14 protein-coding genes are annotated in these 13344 nt (G+C 60.4%); 11 read left to right on the top strand and 3 right to left on the bottom strand.

Translation table 11 applies throughout. The annotated features are described in order from the left end of the window. Positions 1-32: 32 nt before the first annotated feature. The 3 genes from CKW21_RS00450 to CKW21_RS00460 all read right to left on the bottom strand — a co-directional run bounded on the left by CKW21_RS00450 (position 33) and on the right by CKW21_RS00460 (position 2614). A complete protein-coding gene (locus CKW21_RS00450; protein WP_141232865.1) occupies positions 33-407 on the bottom strand; it encodes a hypothetical protein in 375 nt (124 codons plus the stop codon). 106 nt (positions 408-513) lie between these two features. Continuing rightward, positions 514-1608, bottom strand: coding sequence for a hypothetical protein (locus tag CKW21_RS00455; protein WP_141232866.1), 1095 nt, complete (start codon positions 1606-1608; stop codon positions 514-516). A gap of 58 nt (positions 1609-1666) precedes the next feature. Beyond that, a complete protein-coding gene (locus tag CKW21_RS00460; protein ID WP_095192069.1) occupies positions 1667-2614 on the bottom strand; it encodes a DUF4329 domain-containing protein in 948 nt (315 codons plus the stop codon). A gap of 318 nt (positions 2615-2932) precedes the next feature. On the opposite strand from CKW21_RS00460, the gene urtA reads away from it, so the two are divergent. From urtA to ureC, 11 genes are all read left to right on the top strand, one after another. Beyond that, positions 2933-4198 carry an urea ABC transporter substrate-binding protein gene (gene urtA / locus CKW21_RS00465; RefSeq protein WP_095192070.1) on the top strand — a complete coding sequence of 422 codons (1266 nt, stop codon included), beginning with the start codon at positions 2933-2935 and terminating at the stop codon, positions 4196-4198. 164 nt (positions 4199-4362) lie between these two features. After that, the gene (gene urtB / locus CKW21_RS00470; protein WP_095192071.1) at positions 4363-5865 is read left to right on the top strand and encodes an urea ABC transporter permease subunit UrtB; all 1503 of its coding nucleotides are present in this window, start codon (positions 4363-4365) and stop codon (positions 5863-5865) included. Beyond that, positions 5865-6956, top strand: a complete 1092-nt coding sequence (gene urtC, locus CKW21_RS00475; RefSeq protein WP_095192072.1) for an urea ABC transporter permease subunit UrtC — start codon at positions 5865-5867, stop codon at positions 6954-6956. The genes urtB and urtC overlap by 1 nt, the downstream gene beginning before the upstream one ends. Further along, on the top strand, positions 6956-7828 hold the full coding sequence (gene urtD / locus CKW21_RS00480; RefSeq protein ID WP_095192073.1) for an urea ABC transporter ATP-binding protein UrtD: 873 nt from the start codon (positions 6956-6958) through the stop codon (positions 7826-7828). The genes urtC and urtD overlap by 1 nt, the downstream gene beginning before the upstream one ends. A 133-nt stretch (positions 7829-7961) precedes the next feature. Then, positions 7962-8660, top strand: a complete 699-nt coding sequence (gene urtE / locus CKW21_RS00485) for an urea ABC transporter ATP-binding subunit UrtE (RefSeq protein ID WP_095192074.1) — start codon at positions 7962-7964, stop codon at positions 8658-8660. A 43-nt stretch (positions 8661-8703) separates the two neighbouring features. Continuing rightward, positions 8704-9543 carry an urease accessory protein UreD gene (locus tag CKW21_RS00490; protein WP_095192075.1) on the top strand — a complete coding sequence of 280 codons (840 nt, stop codon included), beginning with the start codon at positions 8704-8706 and terminating at the stop codon, positions 9541-9543. 157 nt (positions 9544-9700) lie between these two features. After that, entirely contained in the window at positions 9701-10003 is a 303-nt protein-coding gene (ureA, locus tag CKW21_RS00495) for an urease subunit gamma (RefSeq protein ID WP_095192076.1), read from the top strand. A gap of 8 nt (positions 10004-10011) precedes the next feature. Beyond that, entirely contained in the window at positions 10012-10545 is a 534-nt protein-coding gene (locus CKW21_RS00500) for a GNAT family N-acetyltransferase (protein WP_095192077.1), read from the top strand. 6 nt (positions 10546-10551) lie between these two features. Further along, positions 10552-11085: a GNAT family N-acetyltransferase gene (locus CKW21_RS00505; RefSeq protein WP_095192078.1), complete on the top strand. Its 534-nt coding sequence runs from the start codon at positions 10552-10554 to the stop codon at positions 11083-11085. Next, complete coding sequence (locus CKW21_RS00510) at positions 11085-11390, top strand: urease subunit beta (RefSeq protein WP_095192079.1); 306 nt, start codon at positions 11085-11087, stop codon at positions 11388-11390. The genes CKW21_RS00505 and CKW21_RS00510 overlap by 1 nt, the downstream gene beginning before the upstream one ends. Before the next feature lie 139 nt (positions 11391-11529). Beyond that, positions 11530-13230, top strand: coding sequence for an urease subunit alpha (ureC, locus tag CKW21_RS00515; protein ID WP_095192080.1), 1701 nt, complete (start codon positions 11530-11532; stop codon positions 13228-13230). The last annotated feature ends 114 nt before the right edge of the window (positions 13231-13344 follow it).

Consider the following 13344-nt stretch of genomic DNA (forward strand, 5'->3'; position numbering starts at 1 on the left):
TGGCATCTGTCGCGCAATGGGTAGCCGGATAATCAGAGCTCGTCACGATGCCAGACAATCCCGAGACCCGGTGGCTGCTGCCGACGCTCGCGCCACTTGACGCCCATGCGACCTGATTGCTTCCAGTAGTAACCGGCAATCAGAACCCTGAAGTCCCCAAGATCGACAAGCCTGGAAATAAAGTCTTCCGAGGAAAGCTGAGCCTGCCATGCTCCGTTCTTGAACTCGACCGCTTTCATCGACAGCAAGTCTTTTTCTGCGCGTGTGTAGACGGGCGTGTATCGAAGCAACACACCGTGAGGGGTTGAGTAGTAATAGTCCTTGATCTCGAATCCTCTGTCCTTGAGGTACCGGGTATGTTCACGCACCATGGAAGGTGAAGCGAAATTGGCATAGACCTGTTCCATATCCGGGACGAGTGTCGTGTTGCCTGACAAGTACAACTGGTGGGTTGCCACAAGCGTGTAACCGTCGGGATAACGTGGGGACGGATTCTGGAGTGTCGTAAGCGGATCATTCGCCTTGCGGAAAATCCGGGTAACGGGACGTTCGACTCAGTAACGATGACGTTCGGCTAAGTACCGCGCTCTCAAAACCGCTATCGCCGTCCTCTGCGCTGCCCGCACGTTGCTGGATATAGCGGGCGGCATCATCGGCATGATGAAAGACCGGCCCCAGTGCCGGCACCGGGCGGGCTGCCCAACGTTCACTGTCGGACACATCCGCCAGGCGCGGCTGCCACTTCTCGTCGACTACCCCATGCCTTGACCAATAGGCACTGGTCACGATGACTTCGAGCTTTCCGGCCCTTGCCATGCGATGGATGTATGCCCGCTCGTCCAGCCTGCCTCTCCTATAGTCTTGATCATCCAGCCTTGCCCGATCCACTAATGAGAACTGGTTAGACCTCAATTCGACCTGGCCAAAAGCGTCGTAAAATTCGCCAGGCTCAAAGGCCGCCATGTCGAATCGCAGCAACGCGCCATCGGCGCAAGAGAAATAAACCGGCTTGTATCCTTGAGACGTATAGGCAGCCGTACACATCTGTTGCACAAGTATCGGCGAAGGAATGAACTGACGCGGGTCATCTTCCAGTACGCCTTCCGGGGCCGCTGCCGAGCGTAGGTAAAGGGCTTGCACGACAGACTTCTCAGGCAATGCACCGTCAGGGAATACACGATCGAGGGCCATCCTGGAATGCTGGTTCTCAACCGGAAGAGTGCCGGTAAAAACGCCGTCCCGAGCATTCCACAAAATGAAACCGAAGGTCGGGAGCGAAGTGTGGCGCGGGCCTTCATTCACATAGCGCGCCGCCGCGTCTTGTTGAATGAAGGCCGGGCTGCACGCGGGAGCCGCCAAAGCCTTGTCGTAGCCAGCCACCGAAGCTGGCAAGACGGCAGGAAAAGGAGCCCAGCGGGTCACCGGGCCGCTTGCTCCCCATAAACGACTGCCTGTGACGACGCGCAGATAACCTGCCTGCGCCAGGGAGTCGACCCAATCGCTAGGCTTCAAAGCACCACTGTGGATCTGCTGTTTGATTTTCTTGCCATCGAGATCGGCCGGCAATCGCTGGTTATCTGTCAGGATATTCGAGAGGTCGGCACGCAAACGGCTCAGTACACCCGCGTCATATCGAATCAATGAGCCATCAGGCCCGAACAGGAACTCACGCGTAATAAAATCCCTCCAGCACATAGCCGGCCGGCAGCTTCACCCGTCCATCGTCACCGCGAGGAAAAAACCGGACCGGATCCCATGACGCTTGACCGGCGGGACGGGCCTGGGTCGCGATGTACTCGTTGGCCCCGCGCTTTTTCAGCACCAAACCGGAAGTCAGGGTGCTTTTTTCCTTCAATGCTGCGAGAACCGCACGCTCGGCGCTGCTACAGATGCGAGTCATCAAAGGCCACTCTGTTATCACCCCCTTGGAAAAGGCTTTGCCTGGCTGCCAGTCCGGCGGGACTTTGCCGACGGAGCCCACCCAATCGGCATTGGACACAATGACTTTAAGCTCACCGATCGAAGCGACCTTTCTGATGACGTTCGCCACTCCGAATACACCGACAGGGTTATCACGCGGCGCACCGGCTTTAAGCCAGAGGTAATAGCTGAACTCCTCTTTCGTACCGCTGGGCGAATACTTCAACAGCACCCCGTCAGGACCCGACAGATAGGCGCTGCGAAAAAAACTGCGCTCCGAGACATCGGAAATGAAATCCATATCGGAGAAGAAATTGAGGAAATGCCTGAGAGTGACTTCATCCTGGCCGGGATTGGCCGCCCGGACTTTGTCGAGAGCCGGCGGATGCGAATGGACATTCGCGACGCAGGTATATCCTGCAGGATGCACATAGTTTCCGTTGGCATCGGTATCCAGAATGGTCCTGAAATCAAACGTGTTCACCTCGCCTTGCACAGGCCGGGTGGCTGCAAAATCGCCGTCCGGCAATTGCACGATCACACTTCCATATTCCCTGTCCGCATTGGCAGGGATCTGGCCATGGACCCAATAAGCGGCATCCTCCTCCGTCAGGAACCCCGGACTGAGCTTTGGAAAGCTGGTTTTGGAGGGTAGTACTGCGGCACGGACTTCCCGGCCTGACATGTCATTCATGATAAAAATCCTGCGAAAGAGTATCGGGATAACTACCGAATGAGTGTCGCCATGCGTGCGCCTTGATCAGCGATACATATCTATCGTTTGTGTATCCAGGCTTTTGGGGTGCTCACCCTCAGGTGCAGCACCATTTGCGCGCAGACAGGCGCACCCGACCAACCTCTCTGCCTGTTAATAGTGCAGCGCTGCTTGTGCCAGCCCATGTTTACCCTTCTGGACAAGGCATTCTCGTCGTTGGGCACAGCCCTTGCTAAAGACCCTTCAGTCGTCCGCATCTGCCAACCAGAAAAATTAAACGTTCATGGAGATCGCACAATGAAGCGTCGCAGTTTGATCAAGGCTTTCACACTCTCGGCAAGCATTGCCGCGATGGGCATGACCTGGACTGTCCAGGCGGCCGAGACCATCAAGGTTGGTATCCTGCATTCGTTGTCCGGCACCATGGCGATCTCCGAAACGTCGCTCAAGGACATGGCGTTGATGACCATCGATGAGATCAACGCCAAGGGTGGCGTGAACGGCAAGATGCTGGAGCCGGTGGTGGTCGACCCGGCGTCGAACTGGCCGCTGTTTGCGGAAAAAGGCCGGCAGTTGCTGACCCAGGACAAGGTGGCGGTCGTGTTCGGTTGCTGGACTTCCGTGTCGCGCAAATCGGTGTTGCCGGTGTTCGAAGAACTCAATGGCCTGCTGTTCTACCCGGTGCAGTACGAAGGCGAAGAGATGTCGCCGAATGTGTTCTACACCGGCGCCGCGCCGAACCAACAGGCGATTCCCGCCGTTGAATACCTGATGAGCGAAGAAGGCGGCAGCGCCAAGCGCTACTTCCTGCTCGGCACCGACTACGTCTACCCGCGCACCACCAATAAAATCCTGCGCTCGTTCCTGCACTCCAAAGGCGTGGCCGACAAGGACATCGAAGAGGTCTACACCCCGTTCGGCCACAGCGATTACCAGACCATCGTGGCCAACATCAAAAAATTCTCGGCCGGTGGCAAGACCGCTGTGATTTCCACGGTCAACGGCGACTCCAACGTGCCGTTCTATAAAGAGCTGGCCAACCAGGGGTTGAAAGCCACCGACGTTCCGGTGGTGGCCTTCTCGGTAGGTGAAGAAGAGCTACGCGGCATCGACACCAAGCCGCTGGTGGGCAACCTTGCGGCGTGGAACTATTTCGAGTCGGTCGAGAACCCGGCCAACCAGAAATTCGTCGCCGACTGGAAAGCCTATGCGAAGAAACACAACCTGCCTGGCGCCGATAAAGCGGTGACCAACGACCCGATGGAGGCCACCTACGTCGGCATCCACATGTGGGCGCAGGCGGCTGAAAAAGCCAAGTCCACCGACGTCGACAAAGTCCGCGAGGCCCTGGGCGGCCAGACCTTTGCCGCACCATCCGGCTACACCCTGACCATGGACAAGACCAACCACCACCTGCACAAGCCGGTGATGATCGGCGAGATCCAGGCCGATGGTCAGTTCAACGTGGTGTGGCAGACCGAAGGTCCGATCCGCGCCCAGCCGTGGAGCCCATTCATCCCGGGCAACGACAAGAAGCCTGAGTATGCGGTGAAGAGCAACTGAGCCACTGGATGCCGGACCTGACCGCACAACTCAGGCCCGACGATTTCCCCTGTGGGAGCGAGCCTGCTCGCGAAGAGGTCCTGACAGTCGACATTGAGGGTGAATGTCAGACCGCTTTCGCGAGCAGGCTCGCTCCCACAATGTCCGCGTCAAGGCGATTCTCTATGCCCACTGCCCTTTTCCGCTTCATTCTTGCCATTGCATTTCTTTTGCCGATGGCCTCGTTCGCCGGTGACGCCGACGACTTCGTCGCCGCCAATCCCGCGCAGCAAGCCAAACTGCTTGAAGCCTGGGCCGCGCAGCCCGATCCGGCGCGCATCGAGCTGATCAACGCCCTGCAACAAGGCGAGTTGACCGTCGATGGCCAGCCGAAAACCTTGCGCCTGAACAACCGCCTGCGGGGTCTGATCGATACCGCCCTGGCCAGCCACCAACTACTCGCCGCCGACGCGAAAATCCGTCTGGCCGCCGCGCAGCAATTGCAGAAAAGCGCCAAACCCGCGCAGCTCAAATTCCTCGATCAGCAACTGGCGGGTGAACAGGATGAAAGCGTCCACGCCGCCCTGAGCCTGGCCCTGGCCAACCTGCAACTGGTGGACGCCAATCCGGCGGTGCGTCTGGCCGCCGTGCGCCTGCTCGGTGAGACCGGCGACCCGCTGGCCCGCACCCGCCTGGAAAGCCTGCTGGATCCGGGCGTGGAAACTGACGCCAATGTGCGCACCGCCGCCGAGACCAGCCTCGCACAGGTCAAACGCAAACTGCTGATGGGCGAACTGCTCGGCCAGGCCTTCAGCGGCATGTCCCTCGGCTCGATCCTGCTGCTCGCGGCACTGGGCCTGGCGATCACCTTTGGCCTGCTCGGCGTGATCAACATGGCCCACGGCGAGATGCTGATGCTCGGCGCCTACTCGACTTACGTGGTGCAACTGATGTTCCAGCGTTACGCGCCGCAGGCCATCGAGTTCTATCCATTGATTGCACTGCCGGTGGCGTTTTTCGTCACCGCCGGGGTCGGCATGGCGCTGGAACGCACGGTGATTCGCCATCTCTACGGGCGTCCGTTGGAAACCCTGCTCGCCACCTGGGGCATCAGCCTGATGTTGATCCAGTTGGTGCGTTTGCTGTTCGGCGCGCAGAACGTCGAAGTGGCCAACCCCGCGTGGTTGTCGGGCGGGATTCAGGTGCTGCCGAATCTGGTGCTGCCGTACAACCGGATCGTCATCATCGCCTTTGCCTTGTTTGTCGTCGTCCTCACCTGGCTGTTGCTGAACAAGACTCGCCTGGGTCTGAACGTGCGAGCGGTCACCCAGAACCGCAACATGGCGGCCTGCTGTGGCGTGCCCACCGGGCGTGTCGACATGCTTGCCTTCGGCCTCGGTTCGGGCATCGCCGGTCTCGGTGGCGTGGCGCTGAGCCAGATCGGCAACGTCGGTCCGGACCTCGGCCAGAGCTACATCATCGACTCGTTCCTGGTGGTGGTGCTCGGTGGCGTCGGGCAATTGGCCGGTAGCGTATTCGCCGCCTTCGGCCTGGGGATCGCCAACAAAATTCTCGAACCGCAGATCGGTGCCGTGCTCGGCAAGATCCTCATCCTCGCGCTGATCATTCTGTTCATCCAGAAACGTCCGCAAGGCCTCTTCGCACTCAAAGGACGGGTGATCGACTGATGAACCAGCCCCTGCTCGTTACCGCGACACACAAAGCCGGCCCCAAAGCCACGATGGCCGTCGGTATTGTCGTCCTCGCTCTGCTGCTGACGTTGCCGTTACTGTCGTTGTTGCCGGCAGACAGCACGCTGCATGTGTCGGCTTACACGCTGACGCTGGTGGGCAAAATCCTTTGCTACGCCATCGTCGCCCTGGCGCTGGACCTGGTCTGGGGTTACGCCGGCCTGTTGTCCCTCGGCCATGGCCTGTTCTTCGCCCTCGGCGGTTATGCGATGGGCATGTACCTGATGCGCCAGGCCTCGGGTGATGGCTTGCCGGCGTTCATGACGTTCCTGTCGTGGACCGAATTGCCCTGGTACTGGACCGGCACCAGCAGCTTCCTCTGGGCCCTGTGCCTGGTGGTGTTGGCGCCGGGTCTGCTGGCGCTGGTGTTCGGCTTCTTCGCCTTCCGATCGCGGATCAAGGGCGTGTACTTCTCGATCATGACCCAGGCCCTGACCTTCGCCGGGATGCTGCTGTTTTTCCGCAACGAAACCGGGTTCGGCGGCAACAACGGCTTCACCAACTTCCGCACGATTCTCGGCTTTGGCATCACCGAACCGGGCACCCGCGCGGTGCTGTTTTTCGCCACAGTGTTGTTGCTGGTGGCGAGCCTGTTCATCGGTTGGCGGCTGGCGCGGAGCAAGTTTGGGCGGGTGTTGACCGCGCTGCGCGATGCGGAAAACCGCCTGATGTTCTGCGGTTACGACCCACGGGGTTTCAAGCTGTTCGTCTGGGTGTTGAGCGCGGTGTTGTGCGGCCTGGCCGGTGCGTTGTATGTGCCGCAAGTCGGCATCATCAACCCGAGTGAAATGTCGCCGACCAACTCCATCGAAGCCGCCGTGTGGGTCGCCCTCGGCGGTCGCGGAACCCTGATCGGCCCGTTGCTTGGCGCCGGCGTGGTCAACGGCATGAAGAGCTGGTTCACCGTGGCTTTTCCCGAATACTGGCTGTTCTTCCTGGGCGCGCTGTTCATCGTCGTGACCCTGTACCTGCCCAAAGGCGTGATCGGTCTGCTGAAGAAACGGCCTTATGAAAAGAGAGGTGAATAATGAGAGTCACTGCCATGGCTGAATTCATGCTCGAACCGGCCTTCTTCCCGCCGCTGGAACCGAACAAGGACGCCGGCAGCAGCCGCGATGCCATCGGCCTTGGACAGCGCGCCGGCAAAGGCCTGAACACCCGCCACGGCACCATCCTGACCCTGGAAGACATCAGCGTCAGCTTCGATGGTTTCAAGGCGCTGAATGATCTGAACCTGTACATCGGTGTCGGCGAACTGCGCTGCATCATCGGCCCCAACGGCGCGGGCAAGACCACGCTGATGGACGTGATCACCGGCAAGACCCGTCCGAGTCACGGCAAGGCCTGGTTCGGCGAAACCCTGGACCTGACGCACATGAGCGAAGTGCAGATCGCCCAGGCCGGTATCGGTCGCAAGTTCCAGAAACCGACGGTGTTCGAAGCCTTGAGTGTGTTCGAGAATCTGGAACTGGCGCAGAAAACCGACAAGTCGGTGTGGGCCAGCCTGCGGGCGCGGCTCAATGGCGAACAGAAGGATCGCATCGCCGAAGTGCTGGACACCATTCGCCTGACCGCGTCGGTCAATCGCCCGGCAGGCTTGTTGTCCCATGGGCAGAAGCAGTTCCTGGAAATCGGCATGTTGCTGATGCAGGACCCGCAACTGCTGCTGCTCGACGAGCCGGTGGCGGGTATGACCGACGCTGAAACCGAATTCACCGCCGAGCTGTTCAAGACCCTGGCCGGCAAGCATTCGCTGATGGTGGTGGAACACGACATGGGCTTCGTCGGCTCGATTGCCGACCACGTCACCGTGCTGCACCAAGGCAGCGTGCTGGCCGAAGGGTCGCTGGAGCAGGTGCAGGACAATGAGCGGGTGATCGAGGTTTATCTCGGTCGATAAATTTGCGAACACTTATCCAACTGTGGGAGCGAGCCTGCTCGCGAATGCGGTGGGTCAGACAACATTAATGGCGACTGACACCCCCTCTTCGCGAGCAGGCTCGCTCCCACAGGGGGCCGGGGGAGAGTTTGAGATGCTGCAAGTCGACAAGCTGCACCAGTACTACGGCGGTAGCCACATCCTGCGCGGCCTGACGTTCGACGTGAAGGTCGGAGAGATCACCTGCCTGCTCGGCCGCAACGGCGTGGGCAAGACCACCTTGCTCAAGTGCCTGATGGGCCTGCTGCCGGCATCGGGCGGCGCGGTGAACTGGGAAGGCAAATCCATCACCGCGTTCAAGCCACATCAACGGGTGCATGCCGGGATCGCCTACGTGCCTCAAGGTCGGGAAATCTTTGGCCGGCTGACCGTGGAAGAAAACCTGCTGATGGGCCTGTCGCGCTTCCCTGGCGCCGAGGCCCGGGAAGTCCCGGCCTTCATCTACGAACTGTTCCCGGTGCTGCTACAAATGAAACAGCGTCGTGGCGGTGATTTGTCCGGTGGCCAGCAACAGCAACTTGCGATCGGCCGCGCACTGGCCAGCCGTCCGCGCCTGCTGATCCTCGACGAACCCACCGAAGGCATTCAGCCGTCGGTGATCAAGGAAATCGGCGCGGTGATCAAGAAGCTCGCGGCCCGCGGTGACATGGCGATTTTGCTGGTGGAGCAGTTTTATGACTTCGCCGCCGAACTGGCCGATCAATACCTGGTGATGTCCCGGGGCGAGATCGTGCAACAGGGTCGCGGTGAAAATATGGAAGCCGAGGGTGTGCGTGGTCTAGTAACGATATAAGAGCACGATTTAATCTGTAGCAACCTAACGATAATTGGACATCATGAATTTACCTGCCGCCACTGCCCTGTTTACCCCAAGCTGGCACGCCGAGCTGGAGCTGGGTTACGCCCGTTTCGGTGATAGCACGCGCCCGGTACAGCGCCGTCATCTCGGCCCGTTGCGTGTGCAAAAGCATCTGTACGCTGAAGGTCCTGAAGTCTGCCAGCACATCATCGTCCACCCGCCGGGCGGGATCGCCGGGGGTGATCGCCTGGACATTTCGGCCAGCGTCGGCCGCGATGCCTGGGCGCAGATCACCAGCCCGGGTGCGGCCAAGTGGTATCGCGCCGCCGGCCCCGCCTGGCAGCAGCTGGACTTGAACGTAGCGGCCGGTGCGACACTGGAATGGCTGCCCCAGGAGACGATCATTTTCAGTGCTGCGCAGGCTGAACTCAGTACATCGATCGACCTTGAGGCTGATGCCCGGTTGTTCTACTGGGACGTGGTGGCCCTGGGTCGGCCGGCCAGCGGCGAACGCTTCGACCTCGGGCATTTCCAGGCGCAGCTGGATATCCGCCGCGATGGCCAGTTGCTCTGGCATGAGCGCCAGCGCATTGTCGGGGATGATGGCTTGCTGGATTCGCCGATTGGGCTGGACGGGCAACCGGTGTTTGCCACGCTGTTGGTGACTGGCGAGATTGATAGCGAACTGCTGGAGAAATGCCGTTCGCTGCCCAATGACGTGCGCGGGGATTTGACGCAATTGCCGGGACTGATTGTGGCCCGGTGCCTGGCCAGCGAAGCACTGTTGGCGCGGGGCTGGTTGATCGAGCTATGGAAGTTGCTCAGACCAGCACTGCTAGGCCGCGAAGCCGTCCCACCCAGAATATGGAACACCTGAAATGCAATCCATTGTGGGAGCGAGCCTGCTCGCGAAAGCGATTTCAATGCCGACATCTTTTCTGGCTGTGATGACCTCTTCGCGAGCAGGCTCGCTCCCACAGGAAACGCATTCATACATTCGAATACCTTTTAATCTGCCCAGATGGATTTCTACGATGGACCTGACCCCACGTGAAAAAGACAAGCTGCTGATCTTCACCGCCGGCCTCGTGGCCGAGCGGCGGCTGGCCCGCGGTGTGAGACTCAATTACCCCGAGGCCATTGCCTACATTTCCGCGGCGCTGCTCGAAGGCGCCCGCGATGGCCAGACCGTCGCGCAACTGATGCACTACGGCACCACGCTGCTGAGCCGCGAACAAGTGATGGAAGGCATTCCCGAAATGATCCCGGAGATCCAGGTCGAAGCGACCTTTCCCGACGGCACCAAACTGGTCACCGTCCATCAACCGATCGCCTGAGGTCCGCCATGACTTACACCATTCGCGATGCCGTGCATGCCGACCTGCCGGCAATCCGTGACATCTACAACGATGCCGTGCTCAACACCACGGCAATCTGGAACGAACAGGCTGTCGACCTCGGCAACCGCCAGGCCTGGTTCAGCGCGCGGCAGGCGCAAAGCTATCCGATCCTGGTCATCGTCAACGCTGACAACAACGTGCTGGGCTACGCTTCATTCGGCGACTGGCGCCCATTCGACGGTTTCCGTCACACCGTCGAGCATTCGGTCTACGTGCGCAGCGACCAGCGTGGCAATGGCCTGGGCCCGAAACTGATGGACGCCCTGATTGAACGCGCCAGGGACTGTGGCAAGCATGTGATGGTTGCCGCCATCGAAAGCGGCAATACCGCCTCGATTCGCCTGCATGAGCGTATCGGCTTCGTGATCACCGGGCAGATGCCTCAGGTGGGCACCAAGTTCGGACGCTGGCTGGACCTGACCTTTATGCAACTGACCCTTAATCCTGGCGCGCAACCACCGAGTGCCAGCAAGGAGTGATGCCCGATGAACCCCGCCCAACTGCGACGCGTCAATGTTGAAAGCTTTGCGCACTACCGTCAGGGATTGATTGATCTGTTGCTCGATGCAGTGGGTTATGGCGCCAGCGTCGGTTTCATGGCCAATCTTGATGCAACCCAGGCCCGTGCGTATTTCGATGAGGTTCAGGAGAACCTGAACAAGGGCCATGTGTTGTTGTGGGTGGTGGTCAAGGACGAACAAGTGCAGGCCAGCGTACAGCTGACCCTGTGCCAGAAAGCCAACGGCCTGAACCGCGCCGAGGTGCAGAAATTGCTGGTGCGCGAGCACGCGCGGCGGCGAGGTCTGGGCCAGCAGTTGATGACGGCTCTGGAACAGGCTGCCCTGCAACACAAGCGCGGCATGCTCTACCTCGATACCGAGGCCGGCTCCCCCGCCGAAGACTTCTACAAGGCGCTGGGCTACACCCGCGCCGGCGAAATCCCCGATTACGCCTGCGACCCGAGCGGGCGCTACAAGCCGACCGCCCTCTACTACAAGATTCTCCAAGGAGCCCACTGATGATTCCCGGTGAACACCAGATCCAGTCCGGCGACATCGAACTCAACGTTGGCCGACGCACCCTCAGTTTGAACGTGGCCAACAGTGGCGACCGACCAATCCAGGTCGGTTCGCACTATCACTTTTTCGAAACCAATGACGCCCTGACCTTCGACCGCGCCGCCAGCCGCGGCATGCGCCTGAACATCCCTGCCGGCACCGCCGTGCGCTTCGAGCCGGGGCAGAGTCGGGAGGTGGAACTGGTGGATCTGGCCGGGCATCGCCGGGTGTTCGGCTTTGCCGGGCGGATCATGGGTGATCTCTAAATTAATGCGTTGTCAGCACCGCCCCCTTCGCGAGCAGGCTCGCTCCCACATTTGATTGCGTCCCTTGTGGGAGCGAGCCTGCTCGCGAATGTGAGCGCAGCGAACGATTTCAAATTCAATTGAATCTCAAGGCGAACGAATGAAGATTTCCCGTCAGGCCTACGCCGACATGTACGGCCCCACCGTCGGTGACAAGGTCCGCCTGGCCGACACCGAGTTGTGGATCGAAGTCGAGAAGGACTTCACCACCTACGGCGAAGAAGTGAAGTTCGGCGGCGGCAAAGTCATCCGTGACGGCCAGGGCCAGAGTCAACTACTCGCCGCCGACGTCGTCGACACCCTGATCACCAACGCGCTGATCATCGACCACTGGGGCATCGTCAAGGCCGACGTCGGCCTCAAGGACGGGCGCATCGCTGCGATTGGCAAAGCCGGCAACCCGGACATCCAGCCCAGCGTCAACATCGCCATCGGCGCCAGCACCGAAGTCATCGCCGGTGAAGGCATGATCCTCACCGCCGGCGGCATCGACACCCACATTCACTTCATCTGCCCGCAGCAGATCGAAGAAGCGCTGATGAGCGGCGTCACCACCATGATCGGCGGCGGCACCGGACCCGCCACCGGCACCAACGCCACCACCTGCACGTCCGGTCCGTGGCACCTGGCGCGGATGCTCCAGGCGGCGGATGCCTTTCCGATGAACATCGGCCTGACCGGCAAGGGCAACGCCAGTCTGCCGGAGCCGCTGATCGAGCAGGTCAAGGCCGGCGCCATCGGCTTGAAGCTGCACGAAGACTGGGGCACCACCCCGGCGAGCATCGACAACTGCCTGAGCGTGGCCGATCAGTACGACGTACAGGTAGCGATCCACACCGACACCCTCAACGAGTCCGGCTTCGTCGAAACCACCCTCGCCGCCTTCAAGGGCCGCACCATCCACACCTACCACACCGAAGGTGCGGGCGGCGGTCACGCACCGGACATCATCAAGGCTTGCGGCTTCGCCAACGTGCTGCCGAGCTCGACCAACCCGACCCGGCCGTTCACCCGCAATACCATCGACGAACACCTCGACATGCTGATGGTCTGCCACCACCTGGACCCGAGCATTGCCGAGGATGTGGCCTTCGCCGAAAGCCGCATCCGTCGCGAGACAATTGCCGCCGAAGACATCCTCCACGACCTCGGCGCGTTTTCGATGATCAGCTCCGACAGCCAGGCCATGGGCCGGGTCGGCGAAGTCATCACCCGCACCTGGCAGACCGCCGACAAGATGAAAAAACAGCGCGGTCCACTACCGGGTGACGGCGCTGGCAACGACAACTTCCGCGCCAAACGCTACATCGCCAAATACACGATCAACCCGGCGATCACCCACGGCATCAGTCATGAAGTGGGGTCAGTGGAGGTGGGTAAATGGGCGGATCTGGTGCTATGGCGCCCGGCGTTTTTCGGGGTCAAGCCGACGCTGATTCTCAAGGGCGGTGCCATCGCGGCAAGCCTGATGGGTGATGCCAACGCCTCGATTCCGACACCGCAACCGGTGCACTACCGTCCGATGTTCGCCAGTTACGGCAGTTCGCTGCACGCCACCAGCCTGACGTTCATCAGCCAGGCGGCGCAGGAGGCCGGGTTACCGGAAGCCTTGGGTTTGAAAAAGAAAATCGCCGTGGTCAAGGGCTGTCGCGAGGTGCAAAAAACCGACCTGATCCACAACGATTACTTGCCCGAAATCGACGTCGATCCACAGACCTATCAGGTCAAGGCCGATGGCGTGTTGCTGTGGTGTGAACCGGCCGAAACGCTGCCGATGGCGCAGCGGTATTTCCTGTTCTGAGCCACCGCCCCTGCTTTTTTTGTGGGAGCGAGTCTGCTCGCGAAGGCCCCGGGAACGCCGCGCTTATTCTGCAAGCACGCGTTATCGTTAATGTCCTTCGCGAGCAGGCTCGCT

This window comes from Pseudomonas sp. Irchel 3A7 (assembly GCF_900187565.1).
GTDB lineage: Bacteria > Pseudomonadota > Gammaproteobacteria > Pseudomonadales > Pseudomonadaceae > Aquipseudomonas.